General features: G+C 62.0%; 20 protein-coding genes and 2 pseudogenes. 9 read left to right on the top strand and 13 right to left on the bottom strand.

The window, feature by feature from the left end:
• Positions 1-2: 2 nt before the first annotated feature.
• The 3 genes and pseudogenes from BLW80_RS31040 to BLW80_RS27515 all read right to left on the bottom strand — a co-directional run.
• Positions 3-65: pseudogene (locus tag BLW80_RS31040) on the bottom strand (GMP synthase (glutamine-hydrolyzing)); the annotation flags it as partial.
• A gap of 76 nt (positions 66-141) precedes the next feature.
• On the bottom strand, positions 142-2,928 hold the full coding sequence (locus tag BLW80_RS27520) for a bifunctional aconitate hydratase 2/2-methylisocitrate dehydratase (protein ID WP_093761566.1): 2,787 nt from the start codon (positions 2,926-2,928) through the stop codon (positions 142-144).
• A gap of 312 nt (positions 2,929-3,240) precedes the next feature.
• Positions 3,241-4,137 (bottom strand): LysR family transcriptional regulator, encoded by an 897-nt coding sequence (locus BLW80_RS27515; protein WP_093761494.1) that lies wholly within the window; start codon positions 4,135-4,137, stop codon positions 3,241-3,243.
• Positions 4,138-4,411: 274 nt separating this feature from the next.
• On the opposite strand from BLW80_RS27515, the gene BLW80_RS27510 reads away from it, so the two are divergent.
• Together BLW80_RS27510 and BLW80_RS27505 are read left to right on the top strand one after the other, a co-directional pair.
• The gene (locus tag BLW80_RS27510; protein ID WP_093761492.1) at positions 4,412-5,146 is read left to right on the top strand and encodes an SDR family NAD(P)-dependent oxidoreductase; all 735 of its coding nucleotides are present in this window, start codon (positions 4,412-4,414) and stop codon (positions 5,144-5,146) included.
• 108 nt (positions 5,147-5,254) lie between these two features.
• Positions 5,255-5,854: an NADPH-dependent F420 reductase gene (locus BLW80_RS27505; RefSeq protein ID WP_170849824.1), complete on the top strand. Its 600-nt coding sequence runs from the start codon at positions 5,255-5,257 to the stop codon at positions 5,852-5,854.
• A 204-nt stretch (positions 5,855-6,058) separates the two neighbouring features.
• On the opposite strand, the gene BLW80_RS27500 is transcribed toward BLW80_RS27505, so the two are convergent.
• The 5 genes from BLW80_RS27500 to BLW80_RS27480 form a co-directional block, all read right to left on the bottom strand.
• On the bottom strand, positions 6,059-6,751 hold the full coding sequence (locus BLW80_RS27500) for a hypothetical protein (protein ID WP_093761488.1): 693 nt from the start codon (positions 6,749-6,751) through the stop codon (positions 6,059-6,061).
• A 39-nt stretch (positions 6,752-6,790) separates the two neighbouring features.
• Entirely contained in the window at positions 6,791-7,378 is a 588-nt protein-coding gene (locus BLW80_RS27495) for a hypothetical protein (protein WP_093761486.1), read from the bottom strand.
• Positions 7,379-7,417: 39 nt separating this feature from the next.
• A complete protein-coding gene (guaA, locus tag BLW80_RS27490) occupies positions 7,418-9,025 on the bottom strand; it encodes a glutamine-hydrolyzing GMP synthase (RefSeq protein WP_093761484.1) in 1,608 nt (535 codons plus the stop codon).
• A gap of 172 nt (positions 9,026-9,197) precedes the next feature.
• The gene (locus tag BLW80_RS27485) at positions 9,198-10,505 is read right to left on the bottom strand and encodes an RsmB/NOP family class I SAM-dependent RNA methyltransferase (RefSeq protein WP_093761482.1); all 1,308 of its coding nucleotides are present in this window, start codon (positions 10,503-10,505) and stop codon (positions 9,198-9,200) included.
• 40 nt (positions 10,506-10,545) lie between these two features.
• Entirely contained in the window at positions 10,546-10,896 is a 351-nt protein-coding gene (locus BLW80_RS27480; protein WP_093761480.1) for a hypothetical protein, read from the bottom strand.
• A gap of 208 nt (positions 10,897-11,104) precedes the next feature.
• On the opposite strand from BLW80_RS27480, the gene BLW80_RS27475 reads away from it, so the two are divergent.
• The 3 genes and pseudogenes from BLW80_RS27475 (at position 11,105) to BLW80_RS30975 (ending at position 12,679) form a co-directional block, all read left to right on the top strand.
• Positions 11,105-11,758: an acriflavin resistance protein gene (locus BLW80_RS27475; protein WP_244528465.1), complete on the top strand. Its 654-nt coding sequence runs from the start codon at positions 11,105-11,107 to the stop codon at positions 11,756-11,758.
• Between the two features lie 37 nt (positions 11,759-11,795).
• A pseudogene (locus BLW80_RS27470) lies at positions 11,796-12,392 on the top strand (metallophosphoesterase family protein); the annotation flags it as partial.
• A gap of 74 nt (positions 12,393-12,466) precedes the next feature.
• Positions 12,467-12,679 carry a hypothetical protein gene (locus BLW80_RS30975; RefSeq protein WP_349633313.1) on the top strand — a complete coding sequence of 71 codons (213 nt, stop codon included), beginning with the start codon at positions 12,467-12,469 and terminating at the stop codon, positions 12,677-12,679.
• Positions 12,680-12,703: 24 nt separating this feature from the next.
• Here BLW80_RS30975 and curA read toward each other — a convergent pair whose 3' ends face one another.
• The 3 genes from curA to guaB all read right to left on the bottom strand — a co-directional run bounded on the left by curA (position 12,704) and on the right by guaB (position 16,174).
• Positions 12,704-13,726, bottom strand: coding sequence for an NADPH-dependent curcumin/dihydrocurcumin reductase (gene curA / locus BLW80_RS27465; protein ID WP_093761564.1), 1,023 nt, complete (start codon positions 13,724-13,726; stop codon positions 12,704-12,706).
• Between the two features lie 87 nt (positions 13,727-13,813).
• The gene (locus tag BLW80_RS27460) at positions 13,814-14,440 is read right to left on the bottom strand and encodes a hypothetical protein (protein ID WP_093761476.1); all 627 of its coding nucleotides are present in this window, start codon (positions 14,438-14,440) and stop codon (positions 13,814-13,816) included.
• 246 nt (positions 14,441-14,686) lie between these two features.
• Positions 14,687-16,174 carry an IMP dehydrogenase gene (gene guaB / locus BLW80_RS27455; RefSeq protein ID WP_089263865.1) on the bottom strand — a complete coding sequence of 496 codons (1,488 nt, stop codon included), beginning with the start codon at positions 16,172-16,174 and terminating at the stop codon, positions 14,687-14,689.
• Positions 16,175-16,484: 310 nt separating this feature from the next.
• Between guaB and BLW80_RS27450 the strand changes: the two genes are divergently transcribed.
• From BLW80_RS27450 to BLW80_RS27435, 4 genes are all read left to right on the top strand, one after another.
• Positions 16,485-17,960 carry an MFS transporter gene (locus tag BLW80_RS27450; protein WP_093761474.1) on the top strand — a complete coding sequence of 492 codons (1,476 nt, stop codon included), beginning with the start codon at positions 16,485-16,487 and terminating at the stop codon, positions 17,958-17,960.
• A gap of 3 nt (positions 17,961-17,963) precedes the next feature.
• The gene (locus tag BLW80_RS27445) at positions 17,964-18,227 is read left to right on the top strand and encodes a hypothetical protein (RefSeq protein ID WP_093761472.1); all 264 of its coding nucleotides are present in this window, start codon (positions 17,964-17,966) and stop codon (positions 18,225-18,227) included.
• Positions 18,228-18,431: 204 nt separating this feature from the next.
• Positions 18,432-18,968, top strand: a complete 537-nt coding sequence (locus BLW80_RS27440) for a TetR/AcrR family transcriptional regulator (RefSeq protein WP_244528464.1) — start codon at positions 18,432-18,434, stop codon at positions 18,966-18,968.
• Positions 18,969-19,034: 66 nt separating this feature from the next.
• Positions 19,035-19,901, top strand: a complete 867-nt coding sequence (locus tag BLW80_RS27435; RefSeq protein WP_093761559.1) for a DMT family transporter — start codon at positions 19,035-19,037, stop codon at positions 19,899-19,901.
• A 21-nt stretch (positions 19,902-19,922) separates the two neighbouring features.
• Here BLW80_RS27435 and BLW80_RS27430 read toward each other — a convergent pair whose 3' ends face one another.
• Both BLW80_RS27430 and BLW80_RS27425 read right to left on the bottom strand, forming a co-directional pair.
• On the bottom strand, positions 19,923-20,633 hold the full coding sequence (locus BLW80_RS27430; protein WP_068730972.1) for an RlmE family RNA methyltransferase: 711 nt from the start codon (positions 20,631-20,633) through the stop codon (positions 19,923-19,925).
• Between the two features lie 90 nt (positions 20,634-20,723).
• The gene (locus tag BLW80_RS27425) at positions 20,724-21,788 is read right to left on the bottom strand and encodes a Ppx/GppA phosphatase family protein (RefSeq protein ID WP_093761470.1); all 1,065 of its coding nucleotides are present in this window, start codon (positions 21,786-21,788) and stop codon (positions 20,724-20,726) included.
• Between the last annotated feature and the right edge of the window lie 29 nt (positions 21,789-21,817).

Below are 21,817 nucleotides of genomic sequence, written 5' to 3'. Positions count from 1 at the left end.
CGTCACTCCCACTCGATCGTCCCCGGCGGCTTGCTCGTGATGTCATACACCACGCGATTGATGCCCGCTCGCGTACCAGCCCCGCGGCGCGGCAGATGTTCACCTGCCGCGCCAATTTTTTAACAGCTCTCGCTCTCCATCCTAGTAGTGGACGGAGGCGCCCATCGCACCGATCTTGGGCGGTGCGAACTTGGTCAGGTCGATGCCTTCGACCGCGGCTTTGTATTCCTCGGCGCTCGGCGTGCGACCAAGGATCGCCGACAGCACCACGACCGGGGTCGAGGCCAGCAGCGATTCACCCTTCTTCTCGGCGGTGTCTTCCACGACGCGGCCCTGGAACAGGCGGGTTGAGGTCGCCAGAACGGTGTCGCCCTTCTCCGCCTTTTCCTGGTTGCCCATGCACAGGTTGCAGCCCGGGCGCTCGAGATACAGGATGTTCTCGTAGGTGGTGCGGTTCGATGTCTTCGGCTTCACATCATCGAATTCGAAGCCGGAATACTTCTGCAGGATTTCCCAATCCCCTTCGGCCTTCAGCTCGTCGATGATGTTGTAGGTTGGGGCGGCGACGACCAGCGGCGCGTTGAACGCAACTTTGCCTTCGGCCTTCTCGATGTTCTTGAGCATCTGGGCGACGATCTTCATGTCGCCCTTGTGCACCATGCACGAGCCCACGAAGCCGAGGTCCACCTTCTTGGTGCCGCCGTAATAAGAAATCGGACGGATCGTGTCGTGGGTGTAGCGCCTGGACACATCGGCGTTGTTGACGTCGGGATCGGCGATCATCGGCTCGTCGATGATATCGAGATCGACGACGACTTCGGCGAAGTATTTCGCATTGGCGTCCGGCGTCAGTGCCGGCTTCTCGCCCGAACGGATCTCGGCGATGCGCGCATCGGCCTTGGCGATCAGGCCCTTCAGCGTGCCCGCGGCATTGTCCATGCCCTTGTCGATCATGATCTGGATGCGCGATTTCGCGATCTCGAGCGACTCGATCAGCGTGTCGTCCTGCGAGATGCAGATCGACGCCTTGGCCTTCATCTCGGCCGTCCAGTCGGTAAAGGTGAAGGCCTGGTCGGCGAGCAGCGTGCCGAGATGGACCTCGATGATCCGGCCCTGGAAAACATTGTCGCCGCATTGCTTGAGCATCTGCGCCTGGGTCGCATGGACCACGTCGCGGAAGTCCATATGCGGCTGCATCGCGCCCTTGAAGGTCACCTTGACCGATTGCGGGATCGGCATGGTCGCCTCGCCGGTCGCCAGCGCCAGCGCCACAGTGCCGGAGTCGGCACCGAAGGCGACGCCCTTGGACATGCGGGTGTGGCTGTCGCCGCCGATGATGATCGCCCAGTCATCCACGGTGATGTCGTTCAGCACCTTGTGGATGACATCGGTCATCGCATGATAGCTACCCTTGGGATCGCGCGCGGTGATCACGCCGAAATTGTTCATGAAGCTCATCAGCTTCGGAATGTTGACCTGCGCCTTCTTGTCCCACACCGATGCCGTGTGGCAGCCCGACTGATAGGCGCCGTCGACGATCGGCGAGATGACGGTGGCCGCCATCGCTTCCAGCTCCTGCGCCGTCATCAGGCCAGTGGTATCCTGCGAGCCGACGATGTTGACCTTGACGCGCACGTCCGAGCCCGCATGCAAGACCTTGCCGCCGAGCACACCCACGGCGTTGCGGTTGAAGATCTTCTCGACCGCGGTCAGGCCCTGGCCTTCGACCGAGATCTCCTTGTTCGGAGCGAAAACCGGGGTCGGCTCAACGCCGAGCGTTTCGGCGGCAAAGGTCTGCAGCTTCTTGCCGAACACGATGGCATAGGAGCTGCCGGCCTTCATGAACTCCATCTTCTGCGGCGTGAAGGCGGCAGCGACGTCGACCAGTTCCTTGCCGTTTTCGTCGCGCAGCTTCTTGCCCTTGGCATCGAGCGTCAGGACGGTGCCGGTGTCGACCGCAAATTTCTGCTCGAGGACCGGGTTTCCGTCGTTGTTCAGGATCGGCTTGCCGTCCGCGTCGAGTTTCTTGACCCAGTTCTTGAGATTGACGCCGATGCCGCCGGTCACGTCCACCGTCGTCGCGAAGATCGGCGAGATGCCGTTGGTGCCGGCGACGACCGGGGCGAAGTTGACGAAGGGCACATAGGGGCTGGCCGGCTTGCCGGTCCACAGCGCCACGTTGTTCACACCGGACATGCGCGACGAGCCCACGCCCATCGTGCCCTTTTCGGCGATCATCATCACGCGCTTGTCGGGATGCTGCTTCTGCAGCGCCACGATTTCCTGCTGCGCCTGCGGCGTCATCATGCACTGGCCGTGCAGCTCACGGTCCGAACGCGAATGCGCCTGGTTGCCGGGCGACAGCAGGTCGGTCGAGATATCGCCTTCGGCGGCGACGTAGGTCACGACCTTGATCTCGTCCGCGACGTCAGGAAGCTTGGTGAAGAACTCGGCCTTGGCATAGCTCTCCAGCACGCCCTTGGCGACGGCATTGCCCGCCTTGAAGGCATCGCGCAGCCGGAACATGTCGGCGTCGTAGAGGAAGAACTGGGTCTTCAGAACTTCACCGGCCTGCTTCGCCAGCCCGGCATCACTGCCGAGTGTGACGTCGAGCAACACGCCGATCGAGGGGCCGCCCTTCATGTGCGACAGCAGTTCCAGCGCGAAGGTCGGCGTGATTTCCGGGACGATCGCCTCACCGAGGATAATCTCCTTCAGGAAGGCGGCCTTGACGCCTGCGGCGCTCGTGGTGCCCGGCAGGGTGTTGTAGATGAAGAATTTCAGGGCGTCGGCGCGGTATTCGCTGCCGGTGTCCTTGATCAGGGCGATGATTTCGCCGGTGAGTGCGCCGTCGTCGATCGGTTTGGGAGCGAGGCCTTGAGCTTTTCTGCTTTCGATTTCAGCGAGGTAATCTGAATAGAGGCTCATCGTCATCCCAACGTCATGAGGTGGTTGACGCTGGAAACGCAGCGCCACCAACCGTTATTGTTAAAACCGGTCTAAAGGCGAATTCGGCTTCGAGTACGTCAATCGCGACCGACTGACAAGATACTGCATTGCAGTAAAAATAGCCCTTTAAATTCAGCGTTCAACGGTCAAAACATTACGGCAGGCATGCTTGCCGGGCTGAAATGCTGGTTCTCACCCGACCTGTCGCAAAAAAACTCTCCGAAGACACGTCCGAAAGGTCGGTCTGACCCGCCACCGTCAGCAAATTGGTGGTCGGCGACCCGCCGCGCGTCAGTCGCGCGATACGGACAGTCCCGCGAGCAGCGGCGCGTACGCGGCGAGCCTTCCGGATACGAACTCAGTAAAGAGCCGCACGCGCTTCGTCTTGCGTGTTTCCCCCTGCGTGAGAAGCCAGAGCGTCCCATGCATGGGCAGGTCGGTGCCCGGCACCCTCACCAATAGAGCGTCAGCATCTCCGACGAAGCACGGCAGTTTTGTCATCCCGATCCCTTGCCGTACAGCAACGATCTGCGTCTCGGCGTCCGGGGTCCTGAACGGAACTCCCGTGGTGTGAACCTCTCCCTCGCGCGCCCAGGCCGGGAGTCCATGATTGTCTATGACGATCCACCGGATGGGATCAGGCGTGCCCGCACGCCACGCGGCTAGTCGATCGCGAGACATGTAGACACCGCTGAACAGCTCCGGTCCCTTCAGGCCGTGAAGATTGAGCGGCAGAGTCTTGCGGTTGGCGACAATGCGGATCGCCACGTCGGCCTCCCGGTTGGTCAGATTTGCCACCTCGCCGGTCGACATGATTTCCATCTCGATGTCCGGATGCATACGCGCGAAATCGGCGAGATCCGGCATGAGCAGGTGTGTCGCGAGGAACGGTGGAAGCGTCACCCGCAAAAGCCCGCGCGCGCTCTGGTCGCGACCGAAGATGCGCGTCTCCAGCAAATGCGACGACGCTTCCATCTGGTCCGCGAACTCGAGAACCTCCTCGCCCGCAGTCGTCAGGCGGTAGCCCGAAGGCAGCTTTTCGAACATTTGCACCCCGAGGCGTGCCTCGAGCTGTCCGATGCGTCGCAACACGGTCGCGTGGTTCACCCCGAGGCGCTCGGCGGCAGCCCGCACCGAGCCTCCGCGCGCGACGGCAAGAAAGTAGCGAACGTCATCCCAGTCGATCATGGTGCAATCTCGCACCGCGCGGCGCGCCTTCCAAAGCCCGTATCTAACACATCGAACAGCGGTACGGGCGGTTCTCATAGCCTGTTCCGGCAAGCGCGACCCAATTCCGAACGGCGGACACCGATGGTCGCGGCTGGGGTCGTTCGTCCAGCCGGATCAATTTCGCACCACCGATGTGCGCACCTCCGCACTCAAAGCCTGACGCCGGCAGACCCATCTCGAGGTTCTCGGGGGCATCCCCGAACGACCAAACACGGAGTCTGAAGGAAAAGTCATGGGAAAGCTTGAAGGCAAGGTTGCAGTCATCACGGGCGGATCGAGCGGCATGGCGCTGGCGAGCGCCAAGCGGTTCGTTGAAGAAGGCGCCTATGTATTCATCACGGGCCGGAGGCAGGAGGCGCTCGACGAGGCCATCAAGCTGATTGGCCGGAATGTGACCGGCGTGCGCGGCGACGCGGCCAATCTCGACGACCTCGACCGCCTGTTCGATACGGTCAAGCGGGAAAAGGGCAGGATCGACGTCCTGTACGCGAGCGCCGGCACGGGCGAAGCCGTCCCACTGGGCGAAATTACCGAGCAGCATTTCGATGCGACCTTCGGCCTGAACGCGCGCGGCACGCTCTTTACTGTTCAGAAGGCTCTGCCGCTGTTCAACGATGGCGGATCAATCTTCATGACCGGGTCAGTTGCTTCGCTCAAAGGTTTTCCCGGTTACAGCGTGTATGCGGCGAGCAAGGCGACGCTGCACGCATTCGCACGCGGATGGCTCAACGAACTCAAGAGCAGGAATATCCGGGTGAACGTGCTGCACCCGGGACCGATCGCCACACCGATGCAGGACCAGGTTCTCACCCCGGAGGCGAAGCAGATGTTCGAATCCCTGATCCCGCGGGGAACGATGGGTCGCCCTGAGGAAATTGCGGCGGTCGCACTGTTTCTTGCGTCAGACGATTCAAGCTTCGTGAATGGGCTGGAGTTGTCTGTCGACGGCGGCTTCTCGGCGATCTGAAATCGCACCTCGTTCACCGCAGGACCTCTACGCGGGCGCCACCGCGGACCGAATAACCCGGCGCTCTCGAAGGCCGTGAATCAATATCAAAACAAATCGGAGAAGATGATGAGCTACGCAATTATAGGATTCGGCAAGATAGGCCAGGCCCTCGCCCACGCCTTCGCCCGCAAAAACATCGACGTGACCGTCGCGAGCCGTCGGCCCCCCGAGGCATTGGCGCAACAGGCCCGGGCGATCGGACCCACGGTCGTCGCCAGGTCGCTGCGGGATGCGCTCGAGGCCGACACCATCATCCTGGCGGTCCCTTTCGGCGAGCATCGCGAGGTTGCGAAGATCCTGCCGAGCTGGGACGGCAAGACGGTCATCGACGCGATGAACCTGTTTCCGGGCCCCGATGAGCCGGACGGTCTCCCGGGCTCCGCCGTCGTCGCGAAGGCATTCACCGGCGCCAAACTCGTGAAAGGTTTCAATCACCTGGGCGCAGCCACTCTGGCTACCGATCCGATCGTCGCGAGCGGGCATCGGGTCGTCTTTCTGTCTGCTGACGACGAGGACGCGATCGCTCCCGTGGCGGCCCTGGCCAAGCAACTCGGCTTCGCACCCGTCAAGCTGGGAAAGCTCAACGAAGGTGGCGCGCTGGTGCACGCACGCGGCCGCACCTGGGGCCAGCTCATCTTCCAGGATTTTTTCAAGAAGGAGCAGTGATCGATCTACGAACGTGTGATCGACGCCGAGACCCGGTCGCGCGCTAACGTCTTCGAGCAGCGCGCGACCGAATATTTGAAGGCCACAAAGTCGCGAAGATTGGGGTGGGCCTGACGGCGTATGGGCGCCGTTCAAAGAGCGCGGAGACGCCCAACAGCGCGGCGAAATACGCTATGCTATTCCTCAATTTTCTCGCCTATCCTCTTAATCAGCTTTTGAAGGATAGCGGACCTTCCAAATATCAAGTCGGCTCACGGGAAGGATGTCACCGTTTTCGTCCAAGGCTTGTACCACCCCTCGCATTCTCGCATCTAACAATTGGATTAATTGTTCGAAATGGCTCTCATAACGGAGAATATCTCCTGCAATATCAATCGACGGACGATCACCACGTTCTATAGAATCCAACGCTTTTCGAGCGTCAAAATCCAACTCGCTTAATAATAGTACTCCATTGCTCGCCACATGATTTAGTATCGGATGGATATGATCGGTTCGTCTGGAGAATACATCCAACACGTTTCGGCAATTTTGGATTCGAAGATGCCAATGGCGTCTGGGGCTTTCTTCGGGTGTAGCGTCCTTGTCAAATAGCTCTGCCGCGATCATGCGGGCCTCAAGCTGAGCGTTCGTCAATGCAAACCTAACGGCCCATGCCGTTTCTTCGCCTAGTGCTCGCCGCTCACGTCGTCGTCGAGCAGTCTCGCTTCGGAAGAGCAAAACGGCACCGACTATGGCGGCAATTGACCCAGCGGCTTGAACCCAAGCAGCCCCATTCGTGCCGAAACCTTCTCGATAGATAATGATGCTCGCAATAACCGCCGGGAGCATCACGATCGCGAAACCAACAACAAAAACAGCAACTGCGCCTCGGTCGCGTAGAATCTTGCTTTGCATGCGGACCCCGGCAATTCCTGTTTTCGCAAATACATTACGCTATTGTTCTCGCGCTGTAATATATCGTTCCTTCAAATCTTCTAGTTCTTGATCTGTGAAGTAGGTAGCGATGAATGGATCAATGCCCGCCAACAACCTATCGCGAAAAACTGCAGTTTGCGCCGCTGTATATGCGGGAAACATTCTGACGCCGTGCCCAATCACGTGGTCATTTCTGATGGCCGAGTAGACGTCGCCATCTTCTACCCAACTGATCTTAGGGTCACGGATAAAAGGAATCTTCATTTCCTTGATCGACGAGGGAGTAATGCAGATCAATTGGCCTTTGGTTTCTATGATCGAGTGCAATACGAAGTTGGGCCATTGCACCCACCAACCAACGACTGCTCGCGCATTTCCAGTTGGATCATTCTTCTCGTACCAACGCGCGTTGGCGTGACACTGATTGGCAGGCATACGAGCCCACGCCAATTGTTCAGCTGAGGCTCTGGGAACTAATAGAACATCTTGCTCCCGCAACTCACTACAGAGATCCGCTTCCCAAGCTGAGGCAGGGAAATCCCATTCGCTACATTTGCTGAGGAGCTCCAGTCTGAGGGCCTCCCTTCGAATCTTCGCTTGCCCCATTCAGTATCCCTACTCAGCAACTTATGTTGGAAATTCCCCCTATTCCCACTCGATCGTCCCCGGCGGCTTGCTGGTGATATCATACACCACCCGATTCACGCCCTTCACCTCGTTGATGATCCGCGTTGCGGTCTCGCCGAGGAATTTCATGTCGAAGGCGTAGAAGTCGGCGGTCATGCCGTCGGTGGAGGTCACGGCGCGCAGGCCGACGACGTATTCATAGGTGCGGCCGTCGCCCATGACGCCGACGGTCTTCACCGGCAATAGGACAGCGAAGGCCTGCCAGATGGTGTCGTAGAGATCGGCCTTGCGGATCTGGTCGATATAGACGGCGTCGGCTTCGCGGAGGATGTCGAGCTTCTCGCGCGTGATCTCGCCGGGGCAGCGGATCGCGAGGCCCGGGCCCGGGAATGGATGACGGCCGACAAAGATGTCCGGCAGGCCGAGTTCGCGGCCGAGATCGCGCACCTCGTCCTTGAACAGTTCGCGCAGTGGCTCGACCAGCTTCATGTTCATGCGCGCCGGAAGGCCGCCGACATTGTGATGCGACTTGATGGTCACTGAAGGTCCGCCGGTGAAGGACACGCTCTCGATCACGTCGGGATACAGCGTGCCCTGCGCCAGGAAATCCGCGCCGCCGATCTTCTTGGCCTCAGTGTCGAACACGTCGATGAACAGACGGCCGATGGTCTTGCGCTTCACTTCGGGATCGGTGACGCCTTCGAGCTCGCCGAGGAACGTCTTCGACGCATCCACATGCACCAGTGGGATGTTGTAGTGGTGCCGGAACAGGTCGACGACGGTCTTGGCCTCGTCCTTGCGCAGCATGCCGTGATCGACGAACACGCAAGTGAGCTGGTCGCCGATCGCTTCGTGGATCAGCACAGCGGCCACCGCACTATCGACGCCGCCGGACAGGCCGCAGATCACCTTGCCCTTGCCGACCTGGGCGCGGATCTTCTCGATGGCTTCCTCGCGGAACGCGCGCATGGTCCAGTCGCCGGTGAAGCCGGCGATGTTGCGCACAAAGTTGCGGATCAGTTTCGCGCCATCGGGCGTGTGCGCCACTTCGGGATGAAACTGCATCGCGTAGAATTTTCTGACATCGTCGGCGATGATCGAGATTGGCGAGCCCGGCGCTTTCGCGACCGCGCGAAAACCGTCGGGCATTTTGGTGACGCGGTCGCCATGGCTCATCCAGACATCGTATTTGCCACCCACTTCCCACACCCCGTCGAACAACGCGCAGGTGTCGGTGATCTCGATAGCGGCGCGGCCGAATTCGCGGTGATGGCCGGCTTCGACGGTGCCGCCGAGCTGCTGCGCCATGGTCTGTTCGCCGTAGCAGATGCCCAGCACCGGCACGCCTGCGGTGAGGATCGACAGTGGCGCCGCGGGCGCGTTGTCGTCGAGCACCGAGGCAGGACCGCCGGATAGGATCACGGCCTTCGGCTTCATTTCGGCGAAGGCAGCCTCCGCCTTGTTGAACGGCACGATTTCCGAATAGACGCCCTCCTCGCGGACGCGCCGCGCGATCAGCTGCGTCACCTGAGAGCCGAAATCGACGATCAGAATCTTGTCATGCGCCGCGGCCACATGGGGTGACGGATCGGCGGGCGAAACGGAGGTTTTGCTGGGGGCTGTCATAGCGAGGAATTACGCGACTCACGGCGGGGTCGCAAGGCTGAAAAGGCTGTCATGGCAGCCCTGCACCGGCCTATCCCCGTCATTGCGAGGAGCCCTTGCGACGAAGCAATCCAGTCTTCGCTTGTGGCCTTCTGGATTGCTTCGCTGCGCTCGCAATGACGGCGGAGGGGTCTCAGCCTACCGGCTGGCGCTTCATCACCGACACGAAAAACCCGTCCGTTCCGGTCCGGCGCGGGGTCATCAGCAGGCCTTCCGGGCTCTGATACGTCGCGGCGGCGAAATCCTCGGCCTTGTCCCACAGCACCGACATCACCTGCGCCGGCGGCACCACCGAAAACTCCGGCTGGCGGGCGGTAAAGGCGCGGATCTGGTCGCGGTTTTCCTGCGGAAGTACCGAACAGGTCACATAGGCGATCCGGCCGCCCGGCTTCACTAGCGCGACGGCGCGGTCCAGGACCTCGGCCTGGTCCTTGATCCGGACTTCGAGGGCGCCCGGCCGCATCCGCCATTTGGCGTCGGGATTGCGACGCCAGGTGCCGGTGCCGGTGCATGGCGCGTCGATCAGCACGAGGTCCGCGGAGTTGTGGATGTCGCTGAGCGTGTCGTCCGGGCCCTTCGGGGTGCGGATATCGGCATTGTGGATACCGGCACGCGACAGCCGCTCGTGGATAGGCGCGAGCTGGCGCTTGTCGGCATCGGTGGCGATCAGCCGGCCCTTGCCCTGCATCATCGCCGCCAGCGCCAGCGTCTTGCCGCCGGCGCCGGCGCAGAGATCGATGACCTGCTCGCCGGGCTTGGCGCCGGACAGCAGGGCCGCGAGCTGCGAGCCCTCGTCCTGCACCTCGATGCCGCCCTTGATGAAATCCTCCTCGGCATGGATGCCGGGATTGCGCGCATCGGCACCGAGCTCGATGCGCAGCCCCAAAGGCGACCACGGCGTCTCGGTGGCGCCGAGATGGCGCAGCGAGCCCAGCACCTTGTCGCGCTTGGCCTTCAGCGTGTTGACGCGCAGGTCCAGCGGCGCACGGCTGGCCATGGCGGTGGCTTCCGCCACGCGATCGTCGCCAAATACATCGGCCAGCTGGCCATCGAGCCATTCCGGATAATCGCCGGCGATATGCGCCGGTGCATCCGCCACCGTGCGCGACGCCAGAGCCGAACGCTCCGCGTCAGACAGCGGCTCCGGCGCAAAACCGCTGCCGTCACAGAGCGCGGCAATCGTATCGACATCCATCCTGCGCTCGGCCTTGAGCATGCCGAGCAGCCGCGCCCGCGACGTGTCGTCGTCCATGATCCAGGCGCTGGAGGCGCGCCGCCGCAGCACATCCCAGACCAGCCCGGAAATCCCGGCCCGATCGCCGGAGCCGGCGAAGCGGTGCGCGGTGCCCCATTCCTTCAGCGCCTTGGCGGCGGGGACACGCTGGGTGTCGATAGCCTCGATCACTTCGATCGCGGCGGAGAGGCGGGCGGCGGGAGTCATGGCAATCTTTCGACGGAGAGAGGCGCGACACCGCCCCCGATCAGATCAGAAGAAGCATCCGTAGCGCGAAGTAGAACCACATCGCCAACAACACAAGCGCGCTGGCGAGCCAGGCCTGCGATCCCCGGCTATTGGCAATGAACCCGGCGCCCACGAAGCGGGCGATGACGAAGATCCAGGACAGGCAGACCAGCACCAGATCGATCTTGCGGAGCGGCAGGCCGATGGCGATCAGCGCATAGAACAGCAGGTCGAGCTGCGGAGCGGTATTCGGCAGGTCGCTGGTATCCTTGCGGCTCAGCAGGCCGCCGCGCCGGCCGGTCCAGAAGAACATGCCCAGCGTAATCGCCACCAGCACAAAGACCGGCAACAAAACCCATTGAATCGACATTGAAATTTCCTCAGCCCGGGGATTCAGAGCCGCGCGGCACCCCGCTCGCGCTACAGACCCGCCCCTTGGAACATGACGATTAACCGGCCCAAGAGTTCCATATGAGTTCCATGCCGGCTCCATCACGGGTTCCATTGAACCGGCTGGGCCGCCCTCGACACCCATTTGCAGGCGCTGCCCGGCGGCGCGCCAGCCTCAAGAGCTGCCCGTGAGCCCTGCCATGGCCTATCTCGATACCCTCTTTGCGGTGCTGACGCCCGGCGACCCGGACAGCTGGGCCGGCCTCATGATGTCCACCCTGGCTGGCGCCGCCGCAGCGCTCGCGGTGGCCATCCTGCTGAATCTCTATTTCCGAGCCCGGTATCGCTCGGTCCATGACGTGGTCCACCACGGCGTCGCGGCGCTGGCCGTGCTGGGCCTGCTGGTCTTCGCCGCCACCGATATGCGCCACACGGCACTAGGCTATCTCGGCATCAATCCGACTAGGCCCGCTGTCGAATTCGAAATCCGCCTGCCCGACGCGGTCGCGGCGAAGATCATCGCGGAAGCCACGCAGATCGAATTGCATACCGACCGCAACCAGGCCCTCGCCGCCATCAGCGAAGGCCCGACTTTCACGAACAAGGGCGAGAGCATTCTCAGGGGTACGGTGCCGCTGAAATTTCGCACCGCGCAGCGTGTGATGATCGTGAATGTGCCCGGCGAAGCACCGCTGATCTTCAAACTGCGTCTGGCCGCAAGCCCGAGCCACTCCACCGAATTCAGCCCGTGGCATCTGGTCGATCAAGTGAGCGCCTCAGCCCGTGCAGGCAAGACGGCCCGCGCCAACGACGGCTATGCGATCAGATATCGCGTGATCTAACCTTTCGGTCGCCCGAGCCATCTGACTGACATCCGAGATGGCTACACTCCCCGCCAGAGGAGTTCCAGCCATGTCCGAATTCCGCCTGATCCAGATCACCGATACGCATCTTAGCGCGGGCTTTCCGCAATTCGTCGCAAATTTCCAGCGCGTCTGCGCGTTCATCGACGCGGCAAAGCCTGACCTCGTCATCAATAGTGGCGACCTTGCCTTCGATGGCCCGGGCCATCCCGATGACCTCGCCTTCGCCAGGTCACAGCATGACGCCCTTCCCGTCGCCTGCCGCTATCTGCCGGGCAATCACGACATCGGCGACAACCCGACTCTGGTCGCCCCGCCGCCAAGCCAGCTGATTTCCGAGCAGAACCGGCAGGCATTCGTGTCGGTCTTTGGACACGATCACTGGCGCTTCAACGCGGCTGGCTGGTGTTTCATCGGTCTGAACTCGTTGATCATGAATAGCGGGCTCGCCTGCGAAGAGGAGCAGTTCGACTGGCTCGCCTCGCAACTGGCGGGCCTGAACGGACGACCGCTGGCGCTGTTCATCCACAAACCGCTATTTCTGAATGCCCCGGACGATCCGGAACTGGCCGCGACGTCGATCCGCTATGTCCCGATGCCGGCGCGCCGTCGTCTCATCGATCTGCTTGACCCTGTCGATCTGCGGCTCGTCGCCTGTGGTCATGTGCACCAGCGGCGCGACTACATATGGCGCGGCGTCAGGCATGTCTGGGCGCCATCGAGCAGTTTCATCATTCGTCCCGAGGACAAGCAGGAGACGATCGGCTCAAGGAAGTCGGGCTCGTGGAATACAGTTTCCAGCCCGACGGCTTTGAAGTTCGCCACCGCCGCGCGCCGGGCCAGACCGACATCGATCTGTTCACCGTCATCAATGCGGACGGCACGGTGCGCCAGCAGTGATGACAGCCTGAAGGCGTATTCGCCTTACGCTTTGTCGGCGCCGACGCGCACGAGCTGCTTGCCGAAATTCGCGCCCTTCAGCAGCCCCATGAACGCCGTCGGCGCGTTGTCGAGACCTTCGGTGACATGCTCCTTGTACTTCACCTTGCCCTCGCGCACCCATTGCGACATGTCGCGCAGGAAGTCGCCATGCATCGAGGCGAAGTCGCGCACGATGAAGCCGCGAATGTTGAGACGCTTGGTGAGGACATTGCGCATCATCGCGCCGGCCCATTTCGGTGCTTCCGACGTAGTGTCGTTATATTGCGCGATCAGCCCGCATACCGGAATGCGTGCGAAGAAATTCAGCAGCGGAAACACTGCCTCGAACACCGCGCCGCCGACATTCTCGAAATACACATCGATGCCGCCCGGGCATGCAGCCTTCAGCTTCGCCGGAAAATCCGGATCGCGATGATCGAGGCATTCGTCGAAGCCGAGCTCCTCCTTCACATAGCGGCACTTGTCGGCACCGCCCGCGATGCCGATGGCACGCGCGCCCTTGATCTTCGCGATCTGGCCAACTGCAGAGCCCACGGCACCTGACGCCGCGGCAACGACCACAGTTTCGCCGGCCTGCGGATTTCCAATGGCAAGCAGGCCGGTATAGGCGGTCATGCCCGGCATCCCAAGAATGCCGACGGCCGTCGAGATCGGTGCCAGCTTCGGATCGAGTTTGCGCAGGCCTTTGCCGTCGGAGATCGCATGGGTCTGCCAGCCGGCATGGGCCAGCACGATATCGCCCTTCACAAAGCCCGGATTGTTCGAGGCGACCACCTCGCAAACCGTGCCGCCTTCCATCACGCCATCCACCGGCACAGGTGCCGCGTAGGAGGGACCGTCATTCATGCGGCCGCGCATATAGGGATCGAGCGACAGCCAGATCGTGCGCAGCAGCACTTCGCCCTCACCCGGCGTCGGCACCGCATAATCCTCGATACGGAAATTCGATGGGCCGGGCTCACCGTGCGGGCGCGATGCGAGAACGACGCGTTTGGCTGCTGACATGGGACTTCTCCGTTTCTCTTTCTTGATCGCAAAAAAATGCGGCGCGCGATGATCGCGCGCCGCATTCAAAACGTAAACCGGCAAATATCAGGCAGTGATCTTCGCCAGCACCTTGTCGAATGCTGCAGCTGCGCTGTCGAGATCCTTGAAGGACAGACCGCCATCGGCCGACTGCTTCTGCGCCGGCGTTGCCGTCGGACGGATTTCAGCCACGGGCTTGCCGCCGTCGAGCATCGTCAGCGGCGCGATGACCTGAAATTCATGCGCCTCGATCGGCTGGTCCTTGAGCAGGAACACGCTGAGCGACGCGATATCGGTGCCGCGACGATAGGAGATGTAGCGATCTACTGCGACCGAGCCGTCGCGCTGCATGCCGCCGAGCTTGGCATGGCCATCGGAGCCGAGCAGCTTGTGCGCCTTGAAGCCCTTCACGCCTTCGGACTTCGCCTTGGCGGTCGCTTCAGAGAGATCGTATTTCTCGGCCATCGCCTTGCCGACCGTGGCGAGCTCCGCCGACATGTCATGCTCGAACTGCTTGGCCTCGCTGCGCGGCTGGCCGATCCTGCGCGGCTTGTCGGCATTACGCTTGGCGAGCTCGGTGGTGCAAAGCTCGACCAGCGCCGTGACCTCGCGGCGTGTGGCGTTCTCACGCAGGTTTTTCAGTTGCGCGGTGTCGAGAGCCGCAATGCGTTCGTCCGTCCATTCAATGGCCATAGTATCCAACGTTCTTTTCTGCGGGTGTTACTTCGACGCGTGACGAGGTCATTGTCGAAAATGAGCATCACAACGCGACACGGAGCCAAGCTCCGCGGCCGGGTTCGTCCGGCCCTGGAAATCCATAACGGGACATCCATAGCCGACAGCGCACGTGACGCGCGAACAATAGCGCGTTTTCGCCGATCTGTGGGGCTCAATTTAGGCGGCGATGCCTATGCGGCACCGCAATAGTGCCCGGTATAGTTAAGCTCCGCCCGGATAGTTCGGGCTTTCGCGGGTAATCGTCACGTCATGCACGTGACTTTCGCGCAGTCCGGCGCTGGTGATGCGGACGAATTCCGCCTTGTCGTGGAATTCGGTCAGCGTCTTGGCACCGACATAGCCCATGGCGGCGCGCAGGCCACCGGCGAGCTGATGCATCACATTGGCCACCGGGCCCTTATAGGGCACCTGGCCCTCGATGCCTTCCGGCACCAGTTTCAGCGTGTCCTTGATGTCCTGCTGGAAGTAGCGATCCGCCGAACCGCGGGCCATGGCGCCCACCGAACCCATGCCGCGATAGGCCTTGTAGGAACGGCCCTGCCACAGGAACACTTCGCCGGGGGTCTCGTCGGTGCCCGCAAGCAGCGAGCCGACCATGGCGATGTCGGCGCCGGCAGCGAGCGCCTTGGCGAGATCGCCCGAGAATTTAATGCCGCCGTCGGCAATGATCGGAATGTTGTGCTTCTTCGCGGCTTCCACCGCATCCATGATCGCGGTGAGCTGCGGCACGCCGACGCCGGCGACGATGCGCGTGGTGCAGATCGAGCCCGGGCCAATACCGACCTTGATCGCATCGGCGCCCGCATCGATCAGCGCCTGCGCGCCTTCGGTGGTGGCGATGTTGCCGGCGATCACCTGCACGGAGTTCGAAATCTTCTTGATGCGCGTCACGGCTTCCAGCACGCGCATCGAATGACCATGCGCGGTGTCAACGACGACCACATCGACGCCCGCATCGATCAGACGTTCGGTGCGCTCGAAACCGCCCTCGCCCACGGTGGTTGCGGCAGCTACACGCAGACGTCCCTGCGCGTCCTTGCTGGCAAGGGGATGCGCGACGGCCTTGTCCATGTCCTTCACGGTGATCAGGCCGACACAGCGATACTGATCGTCGACGACGAGCAGCTTCTCGATGCGATGCTTGTGCAGCATGCGCTTGGCTTCGTCCTGGCTGACGCCTTCGCGCACGGTCACGAGATTCTCGTGCGTCATCAGTTCGGAAATTTTCTGGTTCGGATTGCTGGCGAAGCGCACGTCGCGGTTGGTGAGAATGCCGACCAGCTTGCCGGGGACGTCCTTGCTCGCACCGGTGACGACGGGAATGCCGGAGAAGCCGTGCTCGCTCATCAGCGCCAGCGCTTCGGCCAGCTTGGCATCGGGGCCGATGGTGAGCGGATTTACCACCATGCCGGACTCGTACTTCTTGACCTGGCGCACCTGGGCAGCCTGGCCTTCCGGATCGAAGTTGCGGTGGATCACGCCGAGGCCGCCGGCCTGCGCCATGGCAATCGCCATGCGGGCCTCGGTGACGGTATCCATCGCCGAGGCGATGATCGGAATATTGAGCGGAATGGCACGGGTGGCGTGGGAGCGGATATCGGCGTCGGAAGGCAGGATGTCCGACAGGCCGGGCTTCAGCAGAACGTCATCGAACGTGTACGCTTCGCGGATCTTCTGAACGACTGCCATTGCCAACTCCATGCGGCGACCTCGGGATCGCGGTAGAAACCTCTGGATGCACCAATTCGACGGCGGCGCAGGACACCGTCGTCGAATCTGAACCCATAAGTAGGATTGGCGGTGGTCGATAGCATGCTGCTGCGCGAAATCAAAGCGTTTGGCTGCCATGCACAGGGATTTTAGGCGTTTTCGGCCTTCAGCCGGGCGGGCGCAGTCACGGATGATTTAGGAGGTATTCGGCCTCTCGCAATAGCCCACGCCCCGGCAGGATGTTAAAGCGCCCGCAGCTTGGGCACTCGTAAGAATCATCAATAATTTCATGAATAAAGAACGCCTGATCCCGCTCATCGTCGCCTCCGCCTTGTTCATGGAGAACATGGACTCCACGGTGATCGCGACCTCGCTGCCGGCGATTGCCGCCGATATCGGCACCAGTCCGCTGACGCTGAAGCTGGCGATCACCTCCTACCTGCTCTCGCTCGCGGTGTTCATTCCGGCCTCCGGCTGGACCGCCGACCGGTTCGGCGCACGCGCGGTGTTCTCGATCGCCATCGGCGTGTTCATGGTCGGCTCGATCGGCTGCGCGTTGTCGCAATCGGTCACGCATTTCGTCATCGCCCGTATCATCCAGGGCCTCGGCGGCGCCATGATGACGCCGGTGGGACGCCTCGTGCTGCTGCGCTCCATCGACAAAAGCGCGCTCGTCAGTGCCATGGCGTGGATGACGGTGCCGGCGCTGATCGGCCCGGTGATCGGACCGCCGCTGGGCGGTTTCATCACCACCTACTTCTCGTGGCACTGGATCTTCCTGATCAATATCCCGATCGGCTGCCTCGGCATCTATCTTGCGTTGCGCTTCATCGATCCGATCCGCTCGGAGGATCCGGAGCGCTTCGATCTGCTGGGTCTGGTGCTGGCCGGCGTCGGCCTCGCCGGCATTGCCTTCGGCCTCTCGGTCGCGGGCCTCAATCTGCTGCCATGGCCGATCGTCGCCGCACTGGTCGGCATCGGCACGGTGTCCATGACCCTCTACGTGATCCACGCCCGGCGCACGGCGTCCCCCGTGCTGGACTTCTCGCTGATGCGGCTGGTGACATTGCGCGCCGCCATCATCGGCGGCTTCCTGTTCAGGCTCGGCATCGGCGCGTTGCCGTTCCTGCTGCCGCTATTGATGCAGGTCGGCTTCGGCCTGTCGCCGTTCCAGTCGGGCATGGTGACCTTCGGCTCGGCGGTGGGCGCCATGGGCATGAAGACGCTTGCGGCGCGCATTATCCGCGCCTTCGGCTTCCGCAATGTGATGACCGTCAACGCCGTGGTGAGTTCGGTATTCCTCGCCGCCTGTGCGCTGTTCACGGTGACCACGCCGCTGATGCTGATCCTGATTATCCTGGTGGTCGGCGGCTTCTTCCGCTCGCTCGAATTCACCGCGATCAACACGGTTGCCTATGCCGAGGTGGAGACGGCACAGATGAGCCGCGCCACCACGCTGGTCAGCGTCAACCAGCAGCTGTCGATCTCCGCCGGCGTCGCGATCGGTGCATTCTCTGTGGAATCCACCATGCTGATGCGCGGCATGACCGAATTGTCGGCCGCCGATTTTGCACCGGCCTTCCTCGTGGTGTCCGTGATCTCGGCAGCCTCGGCCTGGTTCTTCTGGCAGATGCCGGACGACGCCGGCCACGAAATCTCCGGCCGCAAGGTAATCGATATCGCCAGCCGCAAGGGCGAGGCAAAAGCCGCAGTCAAGGCGGCCAGCGAAGGCACCGCAGATGCAAGGGATCAGAAGCTGGGGTGAGTTGTGACGCGCTCGCAATGGGCCATAGGTCTCGCCACGATCGTCCTCACGATCATCGCTGGCGTCATGTCGTTCGACTATGTGAACAGGCGATTTCCGCCGAAATCTGCGCCCGTTGAGCAGGTGACCGCGCAGGACGCCAAAGAACAGACCGATCCGGCTGCCGCTAAAACACCGCCGGCCTGCGTCGAGCGTGATGGATCCTGGCGAAACTGGTCATGGCCGAACGTGCCGATGCTGTCGCCGAAATGCGAGAGCGCGAAGTAAATCATCCGACCCGTAAGATGACGAGAGCCGACAGATCGCCCAAAGCGCGCCCTGTCATAAACTCCCCGCGCCCATCACCTTAAGCTGTCATTTGCAATTAATGACCAATCGGTCCATATATCACTAATGAAACATCATCCCCCTGTGCGGTTGCCGCGCGGCCGCCCCCGAGGCTTCGACACGGAAGCTGCTATCGAGCGCGCCATGAACGTGTTCTGGTCGCGCGGCTATCATGCCACGGCGCTTCCGGACCTTCTTCAAGCGACGAACCTCTCGCGTGGCAGTCTCTACGCCGCCTTCGGTGACAAGCGCGGACTCTTCCTGCGTGCGCTCGATCGCTACATTGGCGACGCCCTGCTACGGATGGACATCGAACTCGACCCGCGTGGCACGCCAGTAGCTGGCCTACGGGCCTACCTTGCGGGTTACGTCGATCGGACGAGTGGCGCCAATGGTCGCCGCGGATGCCTGCTGGTCGCGACAGCCATGGAGTTGGGTGGCCGCGACCCGGAAGTCGATCGCCGTATCGGCGGCTTTTTCAAAGCTATGGAGACCAAAGTAGCCAATGCGCTGTTGCGCGCGAAGGCCGCAGGCGAGTTGGCTCATGGTGTCGAGCCTGCAAGCGCGGCGCGACTGCTGGTCTGCTTCGTCGAGGGGCTGCGTGTCGTAGGTAAAACGCGTCCGACACGAAGCACATCGCAAGCCACCGTTGACGCTCTTCTCGAACGCTTCAGCAGGTAACGCGTCAAGGCGCTGCTAGTTGAACGCACCTATATCTGGACTGAACAGTCTTGAATGGAAAGTGTCATGTCGCTCATCCAGATTGTCTGCGCGGTGATGGTGCCCTTGCTTTGGGGTTATCAGTTCGTGGTCATCAAGGTGGGCATTGTGGAATTTCCGCCACTCTTCTTCCTTGGCCTGCGCTTTCTGGCTATGGCATTGCTGCTCGTTCCGCTCGTCAAAAAGCCTGCACGTCAGGAGCTCAGCCCTGTCGCCGCTATCTCGGTCTTTCTTGGTGGGCTGAACTTCGGCCTCTTCTATGTCGGCCTCGGGCTCGGCTCCGGAAGTATTACGGCCGTCGCATATCAACTCGCCACGCCCTTCACCATCCTCTTGGCTTGGCCGCTGCTCGCGGAGAGACCGTCTCTCATAACGTCTAGTGGGGTGTTGCTGGCATTTCTCGGCGTGGTCGTGCTTGCAGCGGGGCCTGGTCTGTCTGCAAACGCTATTCCGATTCTGCTGGTGGTCGGGGCAGCACTCGCCTTCGCGGTCGCCAACGTCTTAACGAAGCGGCACGGACCCTTTGACCCCTTGATGTTGACGGGGTGGTCCTCTCTCTTCACGGTGCCGCAGGTGATGCTGATGTCGTTTGTCCTTGAAGATGGACAATTGACGTCCCTCGTCACGGCGGATGAACGTGGTTGGCTCGCGCTCGCCTACACCGTTTTCATCGGAGGAATTGTTGGATTTGGCCTTTGGTTCTGGCTCATCGCTCGCTGCACCATGGGCCGCGTGGCGCCATTCGGTTTGCTTCTTCCGGTCTTTGCCCTGATTTCAAGCGTGCTGTTCCTTGACGAGCATATCACTCCAACGTTGATTGTCGGGGCGCTGCTCGCCATCTCCGGTGTTGCCATCACACAAGTGAGATCGAGCGCTCTACCAAATCGGACTTAGAGTCGCGTATGCGTTCACGACCTAGTTGTCGTGCTCACCGAGCCGGTGATCACCTGCCACGCCGCGAAACCCCATCGCCAGCACATAGCGCTCCGACGAGTCCTTGCGGCTCGCGGCCGGTTTCACATGTTTCACCGTCGCGAAGTCGCGCTTCAGCTGCGTCATCAGCGTGGCATCCGCGCCGCTTTGGAACACCTTCGCAACGAAAGTCCCGCCGGGCTTGAGCACGTCGGCGGCGAAGGCCGCAGCATCCTCGACGAGGCCAACGATGCGCAGCTGATCGGTCTTGCGATGGCCGGTGGTGTTTGCCGCCATGTCGGACATCACCACGTCGGCGAGACCGCCCATCATCGCCTTCAATCTGTCGGGCGCATCATTGTCGAGAAAGTCCATCTGGGCGAAGGTCACGCCGACGATCTCCGGCATTTCCAGGAGATCGATGGCCACCACTTGCCCCTTGCCCTCGGCCGAGCCGACGCGCCGCGCCGCGATCTGGCTCCAGCCGCCAGGCGCAGCGCCGAGATCGACCACGGACAGGCCGGGCTTCAAGAAGCGGTACTTATCGTCGATTTCGATGATCTTGTAGGCCGCGCGCGACCGCAGGCCGTCCTTCTTGGCCTGCTGCACATAGGGGTCATTGAGCTGGCGGTCGAGCCAGAGCTTCGACGACAGTTTCATTCTGCCGGCGCTCTTGACCTGGATCCGCAGGCGTCCGGTGGTGTCTTTGGCCATGGTCTCGTGCTTGCTTTCAGCTATTCGCGTTTCCCTTAGCACGGCATGGCGGGAAACCCGAATATTCGCCCTGAATCGGGAAAATCAGGCTCAGGAGGCACGGATCGCGCCATCCTCGCGCATCATTTCCACCAGCATGCCCTCGCGCAGCCCCCGATCCGCCACACGCAGCCGCGGCAGCGGGAACGCATTGCGGATGGCGTCCAGAATGGCACAGCCGCACAGCACCAGATCGGCACGGTCCGGGCCGATGCATTGATTGGCGGCGCGTTCCGCATAGGTCATGTCGAGCAGCCTGGAGATGGTCTCGTCGAGCTCGGCATTGCTGAGCCAGATGCCGTCGATGCGGCGGCGATCGTAGCGCGCCAGCCCCTGATAGACGCCGGCCAGCGTGGTCACTGTGCCCGAGGTGCCCAGCATATGCATGCCGTCGAGATCGCCGGCATGTTCGGCGGCGAACGGCGCCACGTGCCGGGCGACCTCCGCAATCATCTGCGTGTAGCTGTCCCGGGTCACGTGCTTGCCGCCGAATTTCTCGGCCAGCGTCACCACGCCGAGCGGGATCGACATCCACGCCTTGATCAGCGGTTTGCCCTTGGGATCCGTGGGATCACGCTCGATGCGCACCAGTTCCGACGAGCCGCCGCCGATATCGAACAGGATGGCACCGCGGCCCTGCGGATCGATCAGCGGCGAGCAGCCAATCACAGCCAGCGCCGCTTCGGTCTCGCGATCGATGATCTCCAGCGTGATGCCGGTTTCGCGCGCCACCTGGTCGAGAAACGCGTCCGAATTCGAGGCCGCGCGGCAGGCCTCGGTTGCGATCAGCCGCAGCCGCTGTGCGTCCCGCGCGCGGATCTTGTCACGGCAGATGCTGAGCGCCGAAATCGCCCGGGCAATCGCGGCGTCGCTGATCACGCCGGATGTCGAGACGCCCTCGCCCAGCCGGATGATCCGTGAAAACGAATCGACCACGCGAAAACTGTCGCCCGTGGGACAGGCGATCAGGAGACGGCAATTATTGGTTCCGAGATCGAGCGCGGCATAGGTGTTGGCGCATGCGGCTTCGCGCCCGCCGTCGGCCAATGCCGCAACCAATCCCTGCACACCCTCGCCCGGCCCATGGCCGCCGCGAAGCCGCGTGTCATCATCCATTCAATCTGTCTTTCCGCGACCGTTCCGGC

It is taken from the genome of Tardiphaga sp. OK245, assembly GCF_900108575.1.
Lineage (GTDB): Bacteria > Pseudomonadota > Alphaproteobacteria > Rhizobiales > Xanthobacteraceae > Tardiphaga > Tardiphaga robiniae.
Note: the sequence above shows the minus strand (reverse complement) of the source record. Positions and strands in the feature narration are given on the sequence as shown.